Here is a 19,358-nt window from a genome sequence, read left to right as displayed (position 1 = left end):
CGGGAGAGAACGAGATGGATGCCGCAGAGCTGCGCCAGATGCAGGCCCCGATCAAGGAACGCTACAAGACCGATCCCAAGACCGCGATGATCACGCTGAAGGCCAAGGGCTCGACCGATAGCGAAGGCATCGCCTGCAAGGTCGAGACCGGCCGCGCCATCGCGATGGCCGGCCTGCATCCCGCCACCGGCGGCTCCGGCCTCGAACTCTGTTCCGGCGACATGCTGCTGGAAGCGCTTGTCGCCTGCGCCGGCGTCACGCTGAAATCGGTCGCGACCGCGATCGAGGTGCCGCTGAGGACCGGCAACGTCTATGCCGAAGGCGACCTCGATTTCCGCGGCACCCTCGGCGTCGACAAGGAAACCCCGGTCGGCTTCGCCGAGATCCGCCTGCGCTTCGAGGTCGACACGCCAGCGCCGCAGGACAAGCTCGATCTCCTGCTCAAGCTCACCGAGCGCTACTGCGTGGTCTATCAGACCATCAAGAACGGCCCGAAGGTTTCGGTGTCGATGCAGCGGATGTAGCTGCCTCCTTCCCCCTCGAGGGGAGGGCAAGAAGAAAAAGATGCCGGCCGAACTGTCTTACATCCTCTTCCTTCTGCTGCGCATGGCGGTTGCGGCCGCCTTCGTGGTGTCGGCGTCGATCATCACCGAGCGCTCCGGTCCGGTGATCGGAGCGCTGGTGGCGACGCTGCCGATTTCGGCGGGGCCCTCCTATGTCTTCCTCGCGATCGACCATGACGCTGCTTTCATTGCGCAGGGCGCGCTGTCGAGCCTTCCCGTCAACGCCGCGACGATCTTCCTCGGGCTGACTTACGTCGTGCTGGCGCAGCGGCACAGCTTTGCCGTGAGCGTTGGAAGCGCTGTGGGAGTGTGGATTGTCCTGGCGTCCATCATCCGTCTGTTCGAGTGGACCCTGACGGCCGGGCTCGCGGCCAATCTGGTGGCCTTCGGCATCTGCATTCCGCTGCTCGCAAAGTACCGCCATGTGAAGATGCCACTGGTGACGCGCCGCTGGTACGACATTCCGTTCCGCGCCTCGCTGGTCGCAACGCTCGTTGCAATCGTGGTCTCGACCTCGGGCTGGGTCGGCCCGCGCGTCTCCGGCGTCATCGCACTGTATCCGATCGTATTCACCAGCATGATGGTGATCCTGCACCCGCGCATCGGCGGTCCGCCGACTGCGGCCGTGCTCGCCAACTCGGCCTGGGGCCTGCTCGGCTTCGGCATGGCGATTGCGGTGCTCCATGTCGGCGCGTCGAGCTTCGGCTCGGCTGCCGGCCTCGGCATGGGCCTCGCCACCTGCATCGTCTGGAACTTGACGCTGTGGTGGAACGGCCGCCGGAAGCGGCTGGCGCACTAACCTCCGGAAGGGCCGTCACTGTTTCGGCAGCTTGGCCTTCAACGCATAGAGCGCGTCCAGCGCTTCGCGCGGCGACATTTCGTCCGGGTGCAGCGCCTTGACCGCGTCCATCAGCAGTTCGGCCTCGGTCGGCGGCGCGGCTTCCGCGGCGGCGCGTGAGGGGACGGCGAATAGCGGGAGGTCGTCGGCGAGCGCGCGGGCGGTCTGGCCGCGGTCCTGCGCTTCGAGTTTTGCCAGTACAGATTTCGCGCGCGTGATTACTGCTGGCGGAAGTCCTGCGAGCTTGGCGACCTGGATGCCGTAGGAGCGATCGGCCGATCCGGGGAGCACCTCGTGCAGGAACACGACATTGCCCTGCCATTCCTTCACGCGCACCGTGGCGTTGAACATGCGCGGCAGTTTCGCCGAAAGCGCGGTCAGCTCGTGATAGTGCGTGGCGAACAGCGTGCGGCAACGGTTGCTCTCGTGCAGATGCTCGATCGCGGCCCAAGCAATGGAGAGGCCATCGAAGGTCGCGGTGCCGCGGCCGATCTCGTCCAGGATGACCAGAGCGCGCTCGCCGGCCTGGTTGAGGATCGCAGCCGTCTCGACCATCTCCACCATGAAGGTGGAGCGGCCGCGGGCGAGATCGTCGGCGGCGCCGACGCGCGAGAACAGGCGGTCGATGATGCCGATCCGCGCGCGCGTGGCCGGCACGAAGCTGCCGATCTGTGCGAGCAGCGCGATCAATGCGTTCTGGCGCAGGAAGGTCGACTTGCCGGCCATGTTCGGACCGGTGAGCAGCCAGAGCTGACCGGACTTTTGCGCTGGGCTCGGCGAGAGATCGCAGGCATTGGCGATAAACGGCTCGCCGTTGCGCTTCAGCGCCTGCTCGACCACCGGATGGCGGCCGGCCTCGATGGCGAAGCCGAGCGAGCCGTCGACCTCGGGCCGTACGTAGTTCTCGTCGACGGCAAGCTTGGCCAGCGACGTCGCGACGTCGAGCAGCGCAAAGCCTTGCGCCGCGGCGCGCAGGTCGTCGCTGATCGCGAGCGCCTTGGCGCAGAGCCGTTCGAAGATCTCGAGCTCGAGGCCGAGCGCACGGTCGCCGGCATTGGCGATCTTGGCTTCGATCTCGCCGAGCTCGGACGTCGTGAAGCGCACCTGGCCCGCCAGCGTCTGGCGATGGATGAAGGTCGCGTTCAACGGCGCCGACATCAGCTTGTCGCCATGCTGCGCGGTGACCTCGACGAAATAGCCGAGCACGTTGTTGTGGCGGATCTTGAGGCCTTTCACGCCGGTGTCGTCGGCGTAGCGCGCCTGCATCGAGGCCACGACGAGGCGCGAGGCGTCGCGCAGGTTTCGCGCTTCGTCGAGGGCCGGCTCGTAGCCGGCACGGACGAAGCCGCCGTCGCGCTTGATCAGCGGCAGCTGCTCGTCGAGCGCGCTTGCAAATTCCGCAGCGAGCTCGCGCGAGGGACGCTCGAGCGCCGCCATCACCGCGGCGATTTCCAGCGGCGGCTGGTCGAGTTCGGACAATCGCGCCAGCACCTGGTCGGCGGCAATGATGCCGTCGCGCAGGCCGGCAAGGTCGCGCGGGCCGCCGCGGCCGACCGAGAGACGGGCGAGCGCGCGCGACATGTCGGGTGCACCGCGCAGGATGCTGCGGATGTCCTCCCGTGTCGCCGAATCCGTGACGAAGGCGCTGACGGCATCGAGCCGCCGCGCGATCGCCGGGGCATCCGTCAGCGGCGCAGCGAGCCGCTGCGCCAGCAGGCGCGAGCCGGCAGAGGTCACCGTGCAGTCGATCGCATCGAGCAGCGAGCCGCGGCGTTCGCCCGCGAGCGTGCGCGTCAGCTCGAGATTGGCGCGGGTGGCGGGATCGATCGCCATGGTCGCGCCGGAGGCTTCACGCGCGGGCGGCGACAGCGGCGGGTGCTTGCCGACCTGGGTGCGGTCGACATAGGTGACGGCCGCGGCCGCGGCGGCGGCTTCGAGCCGCGTGAGCTGTGCGAGGCCATCCATGGTCGCGACGGCGAAATAGTCGCACAGCCGCTTTTCCGCGGTGGCGCCGTCGAAGACGTCACGTGTCACCGGCGTCACCGCCGGCAGCTCGCGCAAGGTCTGTCCGAGCTCGTTGTCGCCAAAGAGCGCGTCGGTGACGATGGCCTCGTTCGGGTTGATGCGTGCCAGCGTCGCGGCAAGCTCGCCGCCGGAGACTTCGGTCACGGTGAATTCAGCGGTCGAGATGTCGATCCAGGCGAGGCCGAAGCGGTCGCCGCCGGCGGACGAGCGCGCTCGCGCGATCGCCAGCAGATAGTTGTTGGCACGCGCATCGAGCAGCGTGTCCTCGGTCAGCGTGCCCGGCGTGACCAGCCGCACCACGCCGCGGCGCACCACGCTCTTGTTGCCGCGCGCCTTTGCGGCGGCAGGATCCTCGGTCTGCTCGCACACCGCGACCCGGTGGCCGGCGGAGATCAGGCGATGCAGATAATCCTCGGAGCGCTCGACCGGCACGCCGCACATCGGGATGTCGTTGCCCTGGTGCTTGCCGCGCTTGGTCAGGACGATGCCGAGCGTCCTGGAGGCGATCTCGGCGTCCTCGAAGAACAGCTCGTAGAAATCGCCCATCCGGTAGAACAGCAGCAGGCCCTGATGCGCCGCCTTGATCTCCAGGTACTGTTCCATCATCGGCGTGACGCGCGCGGCGGCTTCCGCCTGCGGCGCGGGCGCTTCGTCGGGTGGCGGTACGGGAATGGGCTGTTGCATCGTCATGGGCGGCGCAACCTACAAAATTTCCCCCTTCGCTCCTATCGCTTTGGGCTGGCAGGAGAGGTTTTCCACGTTGTCCGCACCGCGGCATGCGCTGGCGGCGTGCGCGCCCCTCGGAACATGCAAGAAACCGTCAATTGACCTGCCGCGGGCGCCCTCCTAAAACTCCGCCGACATTGAAGAATTTTCGCCGGATCGCGACATTCAGGGAGAACGATGATGCGTGACGTCTTTATCTGCGATGCCGTGCGGACCCCGATCGGCCGTTTCGGCGGCTCGCTCGCCAAGGTGCGTGCCGACGACCTCGCCGCAGCCCCGATCAAGGCGCTGATGGCCAAGCACCCGAATCTCGATTGGGCGCAGGTGGACGAAGTCTTCTTCGGCTGTGCCAACCAGGCCGGCGAGGACAACCGCAACGTCGCGCGCATGGCGCTGCTGCTGGCGGGCCTCCCGGATTCGGTTCCCGGTCAGACCCTGAACCGGCTTTGCGCTTCGGGCCTCGATGCGGTCGGTGCTGCGGGGCGCGCCATCCGCTCCGGCGAGATCGAGCTCGCGATCGCGGGCGGCGTCGAGTCCATGACCCGCGCGCCCTTCGTGATGGGCAAGGCGCAGGAAGCGTTCTCGCGCTCGGCCGAAATCTTCGACACCACGATCGGCTGGCGCTTCATCAATCCGCTGCTCAAGGCGCAGTACGGCGTCGACGCAATGCCCGAGACCGGCGAGAACGTCGCCGAGGAATTCCAGGTCTCGCGCGCCGACCAGGACGCCTTCGCGATCCGCTCGCAGCAGCGTGCCGGCAAGGCGATCGCTGCCGGCTACTTTGCCGAAGAGATCACGCCGATCACCATTCCCGGCGGCAAGGCCGGCCCCATCACTGTTGACAAGGACGAGCATCCGCGTCCCGAGACCACGCTCGAAGGCCTCGCCAAGCTGAAGCCGATCGTGCGCAATCCCGGCACGGTCACGGCCGGCAACGCGTCGGGCGTCAATGACGGCGCGGCGGCGATGATCCTGGCGTCGGAAGCCGCGGTGAAGAAGCATGGTCTGACGCCCCGCGCGCGCATCCTCGGCCTCGCTTCGGCCGGCGTGCCGCCGCGCATCATGGGCATCGGACCTGTGCCCGCGACCCGCAAGCTGATGGAGCGGCTCGGCAAGAAGATCACCGATTTCGACCTGATCGAGCTCAACGAGGCCTTCGCCTCGCAGGGCATCGCCTGCATGCGCCAGCTCGGCGTCGCCGACGATGCCGATTTCGTCAATCCGCATGGCGGCGCCATCGCGCTCGGGCATCCCCTCGGCATGAGCGGCGCGCGCCTGGCGCTCACCGCCGTGCACGGCATGGAAAAGCGCGGCGGCAAGCTGGCGCTCGCCACCATGTGCGTCGGTGTCGGCCAGGGTGTGGCCGTCGCGATCGAGAAGCTGAACTGAGCTTTCTCCTCTCCCTCTCCCCGCAGGCGGGGAGAGGCGAAGAGTCCGGCGGTTGGGAGACAAGCATGATCATCGCGCGCGAGCAGGACGTCACGGCCGCCGCACTTGCGGTGATGGAGCGGACGTCCGATCCGCGGCTGCGGCAGATCATGGTCTCGCTGGTCAAGCACCTGCACGGCTTCGTCCGGGATGTCAGGCTGACCGAGAAGGAATTCCGCGACGCCACGGCGATCATTGCCGAACTCGGCAAACTGACGAGCGACACGCACAACGAAGTCGTGCTGATGGCGGGCTCGCTCGGCGTCTCGCCGCTGGTGTGCCTGCTCAACAACGGCGACCAGGGAAACACCGAAACCGATCAGTCGCTGCTCGGGCCGTTCTGGCGGTTGAACTCGCCGCGCGTGGAGAATGGCGGATCGATCGTCCGCTCCGAGACGCCGGGTGCGCCGCTGTTCGTGAACGCCCGCGTCGTCGACAAGGACGGCCGTCCCGTCGCGGCTGCCGAGGTCGATGTCTGGCACGCCTCGCCGGTCGGGCTCTACGAGAACCAGGACCCCGAGCAGGCCGACATGAACCTGCGCGGCAAGTTCACGACGGATGCCGACGGCCGTTTTGCCTTCCGCTCGGTGATGATGGTCGGCTATCCCATTCCAACCGACGGCGTGGTCGGTCGCCTGCTGGAGGCGCAGAGCCGGCACCCCTATCGTCCCGCGCACCTGCACGCCCTGATCTTCAAGCCCGGATTCAAGGTGCTGATCTCGCAGGTCTACGATCCCAACGACCCTCACATCGACAGCGACGTGCAGTTCGGCGTGACGCAAGCGCTGATCGGCAAGTTCGTGCGCCACGAGACGCCTCATCCGACTGCGTCCGATGTCGCAACGCCCTGGTATTCGCTCGACCACATCTACCGGCTCGAAGCCGGCGAGGCCGTGCTGCCGCGTGCGCCGATCAAGTAGTGCCCGGTGCAGGAAGGGTGCTAAACTCGCTTCCCTAAATTAGTTATATTCTATAATGATTGGCGCAAAGGTTATCCGGCCGGACCAAGATGGCCGGGGAGGAGTTCGCCAATGACATTCATCTATCCCGTCGACAGCAACAAGGCGCATCCGCTGCCGCTGTCGCCCGACTACAAGAGCTCGATCAAGCGCGCGCCGAACAAGCCCTTGATCCCGATGCGCCATACGCTGTCGGAACTGACCGGTCCGGTCTACGGCCACGAGACCGTGCGCGACGGCGACAATGACCTCACCACCCAGCACAAGGGCGAGCCGCTCGGCGAGCGCATCATCGTGCACGGCCATGTCCGCGACGAGGACGGCCGCGGCGTGCCCAACTCGCTGGTCGAGATCTGGCAGGCCAACGCCTGCGGCCGCTACGTCCATGTCCGCGACCAGCATCCGGCGCCGCTCGATCCGAATTTCACAGGCGCGGGCCGCACCCAGAGCGATGCCTCCGGCTACTATCGCTTCGTCACCATCAAGCCCGGCGCTTACCCCTGGGGCAATCACCACAATGCCTGGCGGCCGGCGCACATCCACCTCTCGGTGTTCGGCCATTCCTTCGTCACGCGCCTGGTGACGCAGATGTATTTTCCGGGCGATCCGCTGTTTCCGTTCGATCCGATCTTCAACTCGGTGCCGGACGAAAAGGCGCGGATGCGCATGGTCTCGTCGTTCGACCTGGAGAACACCAAGCCCGAATGGGCGCTGTGCTATCGCTTCGACATCGTGCTGCGCGGCAAGAACGCCACCCCCATGGAGACCAAGTAACGTGCAGGATTCTGTGAAGCCCGACGGGATCACGCCGTCGCAGACGGTCGGCCCGTTCTTCAAATACGGCCTGACGCCGACCGGAGAATATTCCTGGAACGACGCGTTCACCAACTCGACGCTGACCCCGGATGTTTCCGGCGATCGCGTCCGCATCGAGGGCCGCGTGCTCGACGGCGACGGCGCCGTCGTGCCCGACGCCATGCTGGAGATCTGGCAGGCGGATGCGCAGGGTCGCTACGCCGATCCGCAGGACAAGCGCGCGCTGCCGAACGCCAGCTTCCGCGGCTTCGCCCGCTGCGGCACCGACAAGGACGGCAATTATTCCTTCGACACCATCAAGCCGGGCGCGGTGCCCGACCCTGACGGCAAGCCGCAGGCGCCGTACATCGTCCTGGCGATGTTCGCGCGCGGCATGCTGCGGCATCTCTATACCCGCATCTATTTCAGCGACGAGGCCGGCAACGCTGCCGATCCCGTGCTGGGCCTGGTGCCCGCCGACCGCCGCGCTACGCTGATCGCGGTACGCGAGGCCGGCAAGGGCGTCTACAAGCTCGACCTGCGCCTGCAAGGCGACAACGAGACGGTGTTCTTCGACGTGTGAGCCAACCGCGATTGCTTCTTTCGTTGCGATGCCCGGGCCTGCTCCCGGGCATCGCTTCTTGAAATGATGCAATGCGAGAGATGCGAATTATCTTTCCTCCTCCGGTATCCTACGGAGGCTCCTGCTGCGGAATTTCGATAGTCCCATTCAGTGTCCGTTGACTTGATAGGACTATTCATGGGGACCGTACATCTTGCGGGCATCCTCCATGAAAATGCGTTTGTCGATTTCCTCCGCCATCGTTGCGTTTGGTCTTCTCCTCGTGCTCGGTTTCTCGGCGGTGCTGGCCACCAGCGTCTATGCGTTGCGCGAGCTGAAGGTCGGAGGTCCGCTCTATTCCGACATCAAGCTCGGCAACGATCTCGTCGCCGACATCCTGCCGCCCCCGGCTTACGTGCTCGAAGCCTATCTGGTCGCGACTCTGGCAATGCGGGAGCCGGATCAACTTGCTGCTCACGGTGAGCGCCTCGTTCAACTCCGGAAGGACTATGAAGATCGCAAAGCATTCTGGAGCGCGTCCAGCCTGGGAGCGGATCTGAAGACGGCGCTGGTTTCCAAATCAGATGTCGAGGTTCAGAAATTCTGGAAGTTGGTGCTCGATCAGCTCATGCCGGCTCTCAACGGCAAGGACGGCACGTCGGCCGAGCGTGCTTACGCGCAGCTGAAGGAGACCTATACGGCCCATCGCGGCATCATCGACGGCATCGTCGAGGGGGCCAACAAGAAGAACGCCGACATGGAAAAGCTCGCCGCCGAGCGCGACGCCTCCATCTCCTATGTCGTGTGGGGCGTGTCTGCCGTCGTGCTTGCGCTGATCATCGGCGGTATCGCCTTCGTCGCATTCGGGGTCGTGCGCCCGATCGTTCGAATGACCGGCGCGATGCAGAAGCTCGCGACCGGCGACCTCTCCGCGGAAGTGCCTTACGCCGAACGCCGCGACGAGGTGGGCTCGATGGCGAGCGCGCTGGCGGTATTCAAGCAGGGTGCGCTGGACAATGCGCGGCTGCGCGAGGAGCAGATTCGTAACGAGGAGCAGGCCAACCTGACGAAGCGCGAAGCGCTGCTGAACATGGCCGCCACCGTGGAGCGCGAAACCGGCGCTTCGGTCGAGACGGCGACCGACGCGACCCAGGGTGTGGAGCGCGCAGCCACCAATCTCTCGGATATTGCGCGGGATCTGTCGATAGAATCGCAAGGCGTCGCCGCGGCTTCCGAGCAGGCGCTCGCCAGCGCGGATACCGTCTCCGCTGCGGCGGAGCAATTGACTGCATCGATTCGCGAGATTTCGGGACAATTGGCGCGCGCAAGCCAGGTCACGGCATCGGCCGTCGTAGGTCGCGAGCAGGCTCACGCCACCATCCAGGCGCTATCGGGCTCCGTGAAGAAAATCGCTGAAGTCTCCGATTTGATCGGTGGAATTGCCGGCCAGACCAACTTGCTTGCCTTGAACGCCACGATCGAGGCTGCGCGTGCAGGCGAGGCCGGCCGCGGTTTTGCGGTGGTGGCGGCCGAAGTCAAATCCTTGTCCAACCAGACCGCAAAATCGACCGAAGAGATTGCGCGGCTGATCGCGGAGATTCAGGCATCGACACAGGCCGCAGTGCAGGCGGTCGAGGAGATGGGAGGCCAGATCACCGAGATCGACGGCGTTGCGACCTCGGTTGCGGCGGCGATGGAGGAGCAGGACGCGGCGACGCGCGAGATCGCGCGGTCGATCCAGGAGTCGGCAACCGCGGCCAAGCAGGTGTCCACCAAGATCGCCCGCGTCAGCCAGGATGCCGATTCCGTCAACGCGCGTGCGGCCGAGATGCGAGATGCGATTTCCGGCGTATCTTCAAACCTGTCGTCGTTGCAGTCGTTGCTCGTCCGCACGGTGCGCAGTTCGGCGACGGAGGTCGATCGACGCCTCAGCAAGCGCTATCCGACCGATCTGGAAGTGACGGTCACCGACAACCGGCAGGCTGCGCACGCGACCACGCTGGTTGATCTTTCGGAAGGCGGAGCCTGGATCCGCTGCGCGTCCCAGCTCGATGTTGGTGAGACCGGGGTGCTGCGCATCAGGGGATTTGCATTGCCGCTCCCCTTCACGGTCCGGACCCATGACGGCGAAGCCGCGCACGTCGCCTTTGCCCTTGGCGATGCGCAAAAGAAGGAGCTCGCCCGTTACATCGCCCGGAATTTTGGAGAGGAAGCGGCGGCGGCCTGAGCGCCTTCACTTCCGTGCATCTGCCGCTGGTGTCCGCGATTGTGATCGTGCAGTATTGCTCGACACGGGGGCATCGTGGTCATGACGAATCCGCAACTTCCGGCGGTCGCCGAACCTAATTTCCTCACGGCTGCGCTGCGCAAGGCCGGCGCACTGGACGCGGGCGCCGTGCGCGAAGTGAAGGTGCTGCATGAGCGCGATACTCTGGTGTCGCACATCATCAGGCTCGGACTGCGCTATGTCGGGGAGTCCGCCGGTTCTCCGCAGACCTTGTTCCTCAAAACGCCTCATGCAAATTTTGCCAAGACGCTCGTGCATGGCGGTCGGCATGAAGTGACCTTCTATACGAAGCTGGCACCGAACATGCCACCGGGGCTGGTGCCCCGCTGTTTCGACGGGCGCTTCGACGAGGAGAGCACGGACTGGCACCTCCTGCTCGAAGACCTCACCGACAGTCACGAGGTCGCGACGCAATGGCCGCTGCCGCCGTCGCGCGATCAGGCGATCGCGATCGTCACGACGCTCGCGCGCTGGCATGCCGCCTGGTGGGATCACCCCGGCCTTGGAGATACCGTCGGCACCTGGGTGAGCGCCGACGAGAGCGCGCAGCATATGGAGATCTTCGCCGGCCATTACGATCGCTTCGCCGATCTGCTCGGCGATCGCCTCAGCGAGGAACGGCGCATTCTCTATCGCCGCCTGATCGACCAGTCGGCTCGCTTATTCGAGCGCTATCATTCCCGTCGGCATCTCACCATTGCCCATGGCGACGCCCACATCTGGAACTTCATGCTGCCGCGTGCCGGCGTCGCCGACACCGTGCGCATGTTCGATTTCGACCAGTGGCGCATCAACGTGGCGACCGGTGATCTCGCCTACATGATGGCCATGCAATGGTATCCCGAGCGCCGGCAGGTGCTCGAGCGTGCGCTGCTCAATCACTATCATGAGACGTTGATCGCGAACGGCGTTCGCGGCTACTCGCGCGGGGCGCTCGACCAGGATTATCGCCGATCGGTGCTCTGGCACATCACCAAGCCGGTCTGGCAATGGAGCATCAACATCCCGCCGCTGATCTGGTGGAATAATCTGGAGCGGGTGATGATGGCGGTCGAGGATCTCGGGTGCGAGGAGCTGTTGTAGCGGTCGCCTGGTAGCCGGTGAGGCGCGACGGCGGCTCAACTCGTTCAGCGTCGTCCCGGCGCAGATCCGGGACGACGAGCGGAGATGGCCGCACAGCTGAGACTGCCTACTCCATCACCGCATGTTCCGGACCTGCCGCCTGCTTGCGCAGCGCGGCCTTGGTCGAGCCGATCATCAGCGCCAGCGGGATGGTGCAGAGGATGAAGAACATGATGACCTGGTAGTCGTGTGCGAACGCGATGATCTGCGCCTGCACGCTGACCATGCGGTCGGCCATGGCGCGGCCGGCATCGGTGGACAGGTTGATCAGGCCGCGGACGTCGGGCATCTGGAGCGCGTGGTTGAACGGGTTGATGTGCTCCGAGAGGATTGCATAGGTCTTGCGCGTGCCCTGCGTCAGCTGGGCGATCACGATGGAGATGCCGACCGAGCTCGCCACGTTGCGGAGCAGCGTCAGCATCGAGGTGCCGTCGGTGCGCAGATGGTTCGGCAGGGTCAGGAACGACACCGTCGAGAGCGGCACGAAGACGAGGCCGAATCCAAAACCCTGGATCACGCTGACGATGACGATCTCCGGCACCTGGGTCTGGTCGGTCCAGCCGGTCATCTGGAACAGCGAGGCCGCCGTCAGCGTCAGGCCGCAGATGATCAGCGTGCGCGCCTCGATGTACTTCATGATGCGGCCGACCATCATCATGGCGAAGAAGGTGCCGAAGCCGCGGCTCGCGAGCAGGCCGCCGGCGGTCATGATGGGATAGCCGATGACGTTCTGAAGGTAGGGCGAGGCCAGTGCCATGGTCGAGTACAGCACGAGGCCCATCACCGTCATGAAGATGCAGCCGGTGAGGAAGTTGCGGTCCCGGAACAGCGCGAACTGGATGAAGGGGCGCGAGGTCGTGAAGGAATGCGCGAAGAAGTAATAGAACGCGATCCCGGAGATGACGAACTCGGTGACGATCTCGATCGACTCGAACCAGTCGAGCTGCTCGCCGCGATCGAGCGCGAGCTGCAATGCGCCGATCGCAATCGCCAGCGCGCCGAAGCCGAACCAGTCGAACTTCAGGCTGAGATTCTTGTCGGTCTCGTCCATGAAGACGGCGAGCCCGAGCACGGTGATGACGCCGAACGGCAGGTTGACGAAGAACACCCAGTGCCAGGAATAGGTCTCGGTGAGCCAGGCGCCGAGCGACGGCCCCATGATCGGGCCCATCATGACGCCCATGCCCCAGATCGACATCGCGGTCGCGCGTTCCTGGAGCGTGTAATAGTCGAGCATCACCGCCTGCGACAGCGGCACCAGTGCCGCGCCGAACACGCCTTGCAGCAGGCGGAACAGCACCATCTGGTTGATGTCCTGCGCGAGACCGCACAGCACGGAGGCCAGCGTGAAGCCGGCCGAGCAGATGATGAAGATGCGCTTGCGGCCGTAGCGGTTGGCGATCCATCCCACCGGCGCCGTCATGATCGCGGCGGCGACGATGTAGGAGGTCAGCACCCAGTTGATCTGGTCCTGCGAGGCCGACAGCGTGCCCTGCATGTAGGGCAGCGCGACGTTGGCGATGGTCGTATCCAGGGCCTGCATGATGGTCGCCGTCATGGCGCAGATCGTCACCATGTTCCGGCGCAGGCCGGGGACCATCAGGCTGGCATTGGGACCGGACATAATCCTAGTCCTTGTCCTGATTTGCCGTCGCCGACAGGCCGAGCAGACCGGCGAGCGAGCGCTTGTGGCCGGTGTCGATGGTGGCATAGACGCTCATGCCGGCCTTCAGCTTCTTCACGTATTTGTCGCTCTCGTCGAAATAGATCCTGACAGGTACGCGCTGCACCACCTTGACGAAGTTGCCGGTGGCGTTCTGCGGCGGCAGGATCGCGAATTGCGCGCCGGTGCCGGGCGAGAGCGAGCCGATCTTGCCCTTGAACACATGGTCCGGGAAGGCATCGACCTCGAGGGTCACGGGCTGTCCCTCGGTGACGTGGGTGAGGTCGCTCTCCTTCGGATTGGCGTCGACCCAGGGATGGGCGATGTCGATGATGGAGAACACCGGCGTGCCGGCGGCAACGAAGCGGCCGAGCTGGATCTGGTCGACCTGGGTGGCGACGCCGGCCATCGGCGCGCGCAGCACGGTGTGGTCGAGATTGCGCTCGGCATCGTCGAGTTTAGCCTTCGCCTGCGCGTAGGGCGGGAACTTCTCCAGCGGCAAGGAGGGGTCGCCGAGCAATTGTGTCTTGGCGTTCGAGAGTTGCTGCCTGATGAATTGGGTTTGCGCGCCCGCGGTTACCAGTGCATTCGACGCGTTGTCGAGGTCGAGCTGCGAGCCGAAGCTGTTTTTCACCAGCGCTTGCTTGCGCTCGACGTCGCGCTGCTTCAGGTCGACGCCCTTCTGGGCGAGATCGAGCATGTCGCCGTAGATCTTGATGTTGGCGCGAAGGTTGTCATAGGTCGTCTGCGCCTGCATCAGCTGCGCCCTGGCCTCGTCCACGGCGAGGCGGAACGGCACGGGGTCGATCTCGAACAGCACGTCGCCCAGCTGTACGTTCTGGCCTTCCTTGACCACGACCTTGTCGATCTTGCCGGAGATATCCGGCGTCACCAGCACCTTCTGCGCGCCGACATAGGCATCGTCGGTGCCGACATAGCGGCCGCCATTGAGATAGAAGGTCAGGCCGGCGATGACGGCCACGATCGGCAGCACCACCATCAGCAGGAAGCGGCGATAGCGGCGCAGGCCGGCAACGAAGCGGCGGCGCGGATCGGTGCCGGCCTTCCTGGTCGGCTTGCCGCTGTCGATCTTCTGCTCGGGCTGGAATTTGAGGACTTGTTCAGCCATAGCGCTGCTCCTTGCGTGCTTGTTCCGCGCCGGAGGTCTGGATCGCGCTACGCACGTTTTCTTTGATGGTTTCGAGTTGGGTAAGCAGACGGTGGGCGTCCGCCGGGTTGATGCCGTCGAGCGCGTTCGCGGTCAGCTCGGACTTCAGGCCGCTCATCTTGCCGAGCAGCGCGCGGCCGGCCTTCTTCAGATAGAGGCGCTTGACGCGGCGGTCCGTGGCGTCGCTGCGACGCTCGATCCAGTCGCTGTCGCAGAGCTTGTCGATCAGGCGCGTCAGCGTGATCGGCTGCATCTCCAGCAGCTCGGCGAGTTCCGACTGTTTCATGCCCTCGCTGCGCTCGACCTTGGCCAGCACGGCCCATTGCGCGCGGGTGATGCCGAAGCGCGAGGCCTCCTTGTCGGCATAGACGCGCAACAGGCGGTAGAGCTCGCCGAGCGTGAACAGGAAGTTCTGGTCGACAGACCCGCGGGTCATGAGCTTGGACTCCAATAAGCTTGAATATAATAAGCAAGCTTATGATTATTTCATGGCGGGTTAATGCGATGCTGTCCCGCAGCAAAAGCATGGCTGATCGCCGCCGTGCCGGTCGTGCTTTGGGTTCCCCTGCCGAAATGCTAGAAGGCGGGCCGAATGACCCTCGCAAAGCCGGCATTTCCGACGCCCGACCATGATCACGGACGCTGCACCGCGGACGCGCTGGCGCATGCGGAAGCGGTCTGCGAGCAGCGGGCGCAGAAATTCACGCCGATCCGCCGCCAGGTGCTGGGCGCACTGCTTTCCAGCCATCGGCCGCTCGGCGCCTATGAGGTGATCGACGAACTCGCCAAATCGATGCCGCGGCCGGCACCGATCACGGTCTACCGGGCTCTCGATTTCTTGATGGCGAACGGCCTCGTGCACCGCATCGAGAGCCGCAACGCTTATCTCGCCTGCGCCGCCCACGATCACGACGCGACCTCGGCGGTCGCGTTCCTGATCTGCGAGCGCTGCGGTCTCGTCGGCGAGATCCCGTCAGGGTCTTTTGCCAGGGAGCTCAACGCCGCGGCGCGTGCGTCGGGCTTCGCGCCAAAACTGTCCGTGGTGGAGATCACGGGCGTCTGCACCCATTGTCAGAAAACGTCTTAAAGCAACAACGGCGCAAAGCCGGGTCTCAGGAAGAAATGTCCTCACCTCAACCCATCCCGTCTGCCGGTCGTCCCCTCAGTGCCGGCGCCATCGCCCTGATGCTCATGCTGTGCCTGACCTGGGGTTTCAACCAGATCGCGGTGAAGTTGGTGCTGCCCGACGTGCCGCCGATGCTGCAGGCGATGATCCGTTCGATGGGTGCGCTGCCGGTGCTGTTTCTCATCGGCACGTTTCGCGGGGTCAAATTCTTCGAGAACGACAACACGTGGAAGCCCGGCCTGGTTGCGGGGCTGATGTTCGGCATCGAGTTCGTGCTGATCTTCCAGGGCCTGCGACTGACCTCGGCCTCCCGCGCGGTGGTGTTCCTCTACACCGCGCCCTTCTTCGTCGCGCTCGGTTCCTATCAGGTGCTCGGCGAGCGGCTTGGCACCACGCAATGGCTGGGGCTCGCCGTGAGCTTTGCCGGTGTCGCGCTCGCGATCGGCGTGCCGCAGGCCAATGTCGATTCGCACGTTCTGCTCGGCGATCTCCTGATCGTGCTTGGTGCATCGCTGTGGGCCGCGACCACGCTCGTTGCCAAGGGCACGCGCTTGCGCTTTGCCGCGCCGGAGAAGGCGCTCGGCTACCAGGTCGCGACCTCGATCCCGATCCTGGGCGCGGCCGCCCTGCTGTCGGGCGAGTCCATCACCCACACCCCCTCGCCGCTGTCGTTCGCGCTTCTGGCCTTCCAGGCGATCTGGGTGGTCGGAACCACGTTCACGCTTTGGTTCGCGCTGGTGAAGGCCTATTCGGCCAGCAAATTGTCGGCTTTTACCTTCATCACCCCTTTGTTTGGCGTGGTGGGTAGCTATTTCATCATGCACGACACCCTGAGCCTGGCCTTTGGGGCGGCAGCCGTCCTTGTAATTGCTGGGCTTTTCCTGGTTAACCGTCCGAGCCAAACGGCTGCGGCGCCGGCTGATGCATTGCTGAACGTCACCAAAACCTGATATTTGGACCCCATGAACAAGCCCGAAAGCACCATCGATTCCGACATCGCGGGGCCCGCGCCGCGCCATCACACCACCCAGGTCAAGGTCGGCAACGTCGCCGTCGGCGGCGGCGCGCCGATCGTCGTGCAGTCGATGACCAACACCGACACCGCCGACATCGACGGCACCATCGCCCAGGTCGCAGCGCTCGCGCGCGCCGGCTCCGAAATGGTCCGCATCACCGTGGACCGCGAAGAGGCTGCTGCCGCCGTTCCGCACATCCGCGACGGCCTCGCCAAGCGCGGCATCACCACGCCGCTGATCGGCGACTTCCACTATATCGGCCACAAGCTGCTCGCGGCCTATCCGGCCTGCGCCGAGGCGCTCGCCAAGTACCGCATCAACCCGGGCAATGTCGGCTTCAAGGACAAGCGCGACACCCAGTTCGCCGACATCATCGAGATCGCGAACAAGAACGGCAAGCCGGTCCGCATCGGTGCGAACTGGGGCTCGCTCGACCAGGAACTGCTGACCAAGCTGATGGACGAGAACGCCGCCTCCGCCAATCCGCGCGACGTGCGCGCGGTGACGCGCGAGGCGATGGTGCAGTCCGCGCTGCTCTCGGCCGCGCGCGCCGAAGAGCTCGGCATGCCCAAGGACCGCATCATCCTCTCCGCAAAAGTCTCGGCGGTGCAGGACCTCATCGCGGTCTATCAGGATCTCGCCTCCCGTTCCGACTACGCCATCCATCTCGGCCTCACCGAGGCCGGCATGGGCTCGAAGGGCATCGTTGCGTCGTCCGCCGCGCTCGGCATCCTCCTGCAGCAGGGCATCGGCGACACCATCCGCATCTCGCTGACGCCGGAGCCCGGCGGCGACCGCACCCGTGAGGTGCAGGTCGGCCAGGAGCTGCTGCAGACCATGGGTTTCCGCACCTTCGTGCCGCTGGTCGCCGCGTGCCCCGGCTGCGGCCGCACCACCTCGACCACGTTCCAGGAGCTCGCCCGCTCGATCCAGGATTTCATCCGCGACGAGATGCCGAACTGGAAGAGCAAATATCCCGGCGTCGAGGAGCTCAACGTCGCGGTGATGGGCTGCATCGTCAACGGCCCCGGCGAATCCAAGCACGCCAATATCGGCATCTCGCTGCCCGGCACCGGCGAAGCGCCCGCCGCGCCCGTTTTCGTCGACGGCAAGAAGTTCCGCACGCTGCGCGGCCCGACCATCTCCGCCGACTTCAAGGCGCTGGTGATCGACTACATCGACCAGCGCTACGGCCAGGGCGCCAAGGCGCCCGTATCAGCGGCGGAGTAGCCGTCTTCCAGATGTTGGAATCGTAGGGCGGGTTCGCTAACAGCGGCCCGCCCTCTTCTTTTGCGCGACCGTTCCCGGATTGCGCTTCGCGTCATCCGGGCTACGATGGCTCCCAATCAAGAACGATCGGGAGACAGCACCCATGAGCTCGCTATCCGGCAAGCAAGGCCCGCGTTATCGCCACACGGCCGACGACGGCGCGCCTTACGAGACCATCGCGGTCGAGAAGCTCACGCCGATCATCGGCGCGGAAATTTCCGGCGTCGAGATCGGCAAGCTCGTCGAGGGCGATGCGCGCTCGAACCAGCAGATGGACGAGATCCACCGCGCGCTGGCCGAAAACCTCGTGATCTTCTTCCGCGACCAGACCATCACGCCGAAGCAGCATCTGGCCTTCGGCCGCAAGTTCGGCGAGCTGCATTTTCATCCCGCCGCACCGCACGAGGACGAAGACCCGGCGCTGATGAAGATCCATGCCGACAAGAACTCGCCGCGCGCGAACGGCGAGGGCTGGCATTCCGACGTGTCCTGCGATTTCGAGCCGCCGATGGGCTCGATCCTCTACATCAAGCAGTGCCCGCCGCGCGGCGGCGACACGCTGTTCGCCAACATGTATGCGGCCTATGAGGCGCTGTCGGATCGCATGAAGGCCTATCTCGACGGACTCACCGCGCTGCACGACGGCGAGCCGATCTATCGCGGGCTCTATGCGAATTACGGCGTCGCCGATCGGCCGTCCTACCCGAATGCGGAGCACCCCGTCGTGCGCACGCATCCGGTTACGGGCAAGAAGGCGCTCTACGTCAACCGCGGTTTCGTCAGACACATCAACGGCATCCGCGCGACGAGAGCGACGCGGTGCTGGCCTATCTCTACCAGCACGCCGAGAACCCGCTGTTCCAGTGCCGCTTCCGCTGGACCGAGAACGCCATCGCCTTCTGGGACAACCGCTGCACCCAGCATCGCGCGATGTGGGACTACTGGCCGCATACACGCTCGGGCACGCGCGTGACGGTGAAGGGGGAACGGCCGGTGTGAGAATGTCGTGGCGCATCACCGCCGCCATCGTTGTTTCGCTGATCCCGCTCTTGGTTTCGTCGGTGGACGACAGCGAAGCGGCCGCGGCACGCAAGGCCGCGCGGGTCAAGGTCAAGCCATCCGCACCGGAGACCTGCGACCCCCGCAAATTCAGGATCATCCTCGATGTCGGCCACACCTCCGAAGCGCAAGGGGCGACCAGCGCGCGCAACGACGTGGAATTCGGATTCAATCTGTATTTGACGCGGCTGATCGGAACGCGTCTGAAGTCGGCGGGCTTCGCCGCGACCCGCGTGCTGGTGACCGATGGCAAGGCGAAGGCGAGCCTGCTCAAGCGTGTTGCCACGGCCAACGCCGACCACGCCGACCTTGTCCTGTCGATCCACCATGATTCCGTCCCGGACAAGTTGCTCGAGGAATGGGAGTTCGACGGCTCGAGGAGCTGGTTCAGCGACCGCTTCAGCGGCCATTCGCTGTTCGTATCGGAGCGCAATCCGCACTTCACCGACAGCCTCTCTTTTGCCCGGCTGCTGGGCAAGGAGCTGAAAGCCGGCGGGCTGCACTATGCGAGCCAATACACGTTGCCGCTGATGGGCCGCTATCGGCATCCCCTGCTCGACAAGGATGTCGGCGTCTACCGCTACGACGCCCTCGTCGTGCTCTCGCAGACCCGAAGCGCGGCAGTCCTGCTCGAAGCCGGTTCCATCATCAACCGCGACGAGGAAATGGCGATGAACTCGCCGGAACGGCGGGAGCTGATCGCGACGGCCGTGGTGACGGCGATGCGGACCTATTGCGGGAAGCGGTAGGCT

At 65.2% G+C, this 19,358-nt stretch carries 16 protein-coding genes and 1 pseudogene; 13 read left to right on the top strand and 4 right to left on the bottom strand.

The genetic code is table 11. From position 1 onward, the window contains the following. Positions 1 to 14: 14 nt before the first annotated feature. Both QY049_RS30440 and QY049_RS30435 read left to right on the top strand, forming a co-directional pair. On the top strand, positions 15 to 524 hold the full coding sequence (locus tag QY049_RS30440) for an OsmC family protein (RefSeq protein WP_258764303.1): 510 nt from the start codon (positions 15 to 17) through the stop codon (positions 522 to 524). 40 nt (positions 525 to 564) lie between these two features. Continuing rightward, complete coding sequence (locus tag QY049_RS30435; protein ID WP_258764302.1) at positions 565 to 1,362, top strand: hypothetical protein; 798 nt, start codon at positions 565 to 567, stop codon at positions 1,360 to 1,362. A gap of 15 nt (positions 1,363 to 1,377) precedes the next feature. On the opposite strand, the gene mutS is transcribed toward QY049_RS30435, so the two are convergent. Continuing rightward, a complete protein-coding gene (mutS, locus tag QY049_RS30430; RefSeq protein ID WP_194478547.1) occupies positions 1,378 to 4,116 on the bottom strand; it encodes a DNA mismatch repair protein MutS in 2,739 nt (912 codons plus the stop codon). A 216-nt stretch (positions 4,117 to 4,332) separates the two neighbouring features. On the opposite strand from mutS, the gene pcaF reads away from it, so the two are divergent. The 6 genes from pcaF (at position 4,333) to QY049_RS30400 (ending at position 11,266) form a co-directional block, all read left to right on the top strand. Beyond that, complete coding sequence (gene pcaF, locus QY049_RS30425; RefSeq protein WP_258764301.1) at positions 4,333 to 5,541, top strand: 3-oxoadipyl-CoA thiolase; 1,209 nt, start codon at positions 4,333 to 4,335, stop codon at positions 5,539 to 5,541. Between the two features lie 65 nt (positions 5,542 to 5,606). Then, the gene (locus tag QY049_RS30420) at positions 5,607 to 6,500 is read left to right on the top strand and encodes a dioxygenase (RefSeq protein ID WP_258764300.1); all 894 of its coding nucleotides are present in this window, start codon (positions 5,607 to 5,609) and stop codon (positions 6,498 to 6,500) included. A 111-nt stretch (positions 6,501 to 6,611) separates the two neighbouring features. Then, positions 6,612 to 7,313 (top strand): protocatechuate 3,4-dioxygenase subunit beta, encoded by a 702-nt coding sequence (pcaH, locus tag QY049_RS30415; protein ID WP_194478544.1) that lies wholly within the window; start codon positions 6,612 to 6,614, stop codon positions 7,311 to 7,313. Position 7,314: 1 nt separating this feature from the next. Further along, on the top strand, positions 7,315 to 7,917 hold the full coding sequence (pcaG, locus tag QY049_RS30410) for a protocatechuate 3,4-dioxygenase subunit alpha (protein ID WP_258764299.1): 603 nt from the start codon (positions 7,315 to 7,317) through the stop codon (positions 7,915 to 7,917). Between the two features lie 208 nt (positions 7,918 to 8,125). Further along, the gene (locus QY049_RS30405) at positions 8,126 to 10,123 is read left to right on the top strand and encodes a methyl-accepting chemotaxis protein (protein ID WP_194478542.1); all 1,998 of its coding nucleotides are present in this window, start codon (positions 8,126 to 8,128) and stop codon (positions 10,121 to 10,123) included. A gap of 54 nt (positions 10,124 to 10,177) precedes the next feature. Continuing rightward, entirely contained in the window at positions 10,178 to 11,266 is a 1,089-nt protein-coding gene (locus QY049_RS30400; RefSeq protein ID WP_194482899.1) for a phosphotransferase, read from the top strand. A gap of 106 nt (positions 11,267 to 11,372) precedes the next feature. Here QY049_RS30400 and QY049_RS30395 read toward each other — a convergent pair whose 3' ends face one another. From QY049_RS30395 to QY049_RS30385, 3 genes are read right to left on the bottom strand one after another with little or no spacing between them, the layout of a single operon-like run. Continuing rightward, positions 11,373 to 12,929 carry an MDR family MFS transporter gene (locus QY049_RS30395; protein WP_258764298.1) on the bottom strand — a complete coding sequence of 519 codons (1,557 nt, stop codon included), beginning with the start codon at positions 12,927 to 12,929 and terminating at the stop codon, positions 11,373 to 11,375. Between the two features lie 4 nt (positions 12,930 to 12,933). Next, entirely contained in the window at positions 12,934 to 14,097 is a 1,164-nt protein-coding gene (locus QY049_RS30390) for an HlyD family secretion protein (protein ID WP_258764297.1), read from the bottom strand. Continuing rightward, positions 14,090 to 14,572, bottom strand: a complete 483-nt coding sequence (locus QY049_RS30385; protein WP_194478539.1) for a MarR family winged helix-turn-helix transcriptional regulator — start codon at positions 14,570 to 14,572, stop codon at positions 14,090 to 14,092. Before QY049_RS30385 ends, QY049_RS30390 begins: the two co-directional genes overlap by 8 nt. A gap of 156 nt (positions 14,573 to 14,728) precedes the next feature. On the opposite strand from QY049_RS30385, the gene QY049_RS30380 reads away from it, so the two are divergent. The 5 genes and pseudogenes from QY049_RS30380 to QY049_RS30360 all read left to right on the top strand — a co-directional run bounded on the left by QY049_RS30380 (position 14,729) and on the right by QY049_RS30360 (position 19,355). After that, positions 14,729 to 15,223 carry a Fur family transcriptional regulator gene (locus QY049_RS30380; RefSeq protein WP_194478538.1) on the top strand — a complete coding sequence of 165 codons (495 nt, stop codon included), beginning with the start codon at positions 14,729 to 14,731 and terminating at the stop codon, positions 15,221 to 15,223. A gap of 35 nt (positions 15,224 to 15,258) precedes the next feature. Continuing rightward, positions 15,259 to 16,212 (top strand): DMT family transporter, encoded by a 954-nt coding sequence (locus QY049_RS30375; protein ID WP_194478537.1) that lies wholly within the window; start codon positions 15,259 to 15,261, stop codon positions 16,210 to 16,212. A gap of 12 nt (positions 16,213 to 16,224) precedes the next feature. After that, complete coding sequence (gene ispG / locus QY049_RS30370; RefSeq protein WP_258764296.1) at positions 16,225 to 17,508, top strand: flavodoxin-dependent (E)-4-hydroxy-3-methylbut-2-enyl-diphosphate synthase; 1,284 nt, start codon at positions 16,225 to 16,227, stop codon at positions 17,506 to 17,508. 142 nt (positions 17,509 to 17,650) lie between these two features. Then, a pseudogene (locus tag QY049_RS30365) lies at positions 17,651 to 18,546 on the top strand (TauD/TfdA dioxygenase family protein). Positions 18,547 to 18,548: 2 nt separating this feature from the next. Next, on the top strand, positions 18,549 to 19,355 hold the full coding sequence (locus QY049_RS30360) for an N-acetylmuramoyl-L-alanine amidase (RefSeq protein ID WP_258764294.1): 807 nt from the start codon (positions 18,549 to 18,551) through the stop codon (positions 19,353 to 19,355). Positions 19,356 to 19,358: the final 3 nt, after the last annotated feature.

Source organism: Bradyrhizobium sp. WYCCWR 13022 (assembly GCF_030435535.1).
Classification (GTDB): Bacteria; Pseudomonadota; Alphaproteobacteria; order Rhizobiales; family Xanthobacteraceae; genus Bradyrhizobium.
Note: the sequence above shows the minus strand (reverse complement) of the source record. Positions and strands in the feature narration are given on the sequence as shown.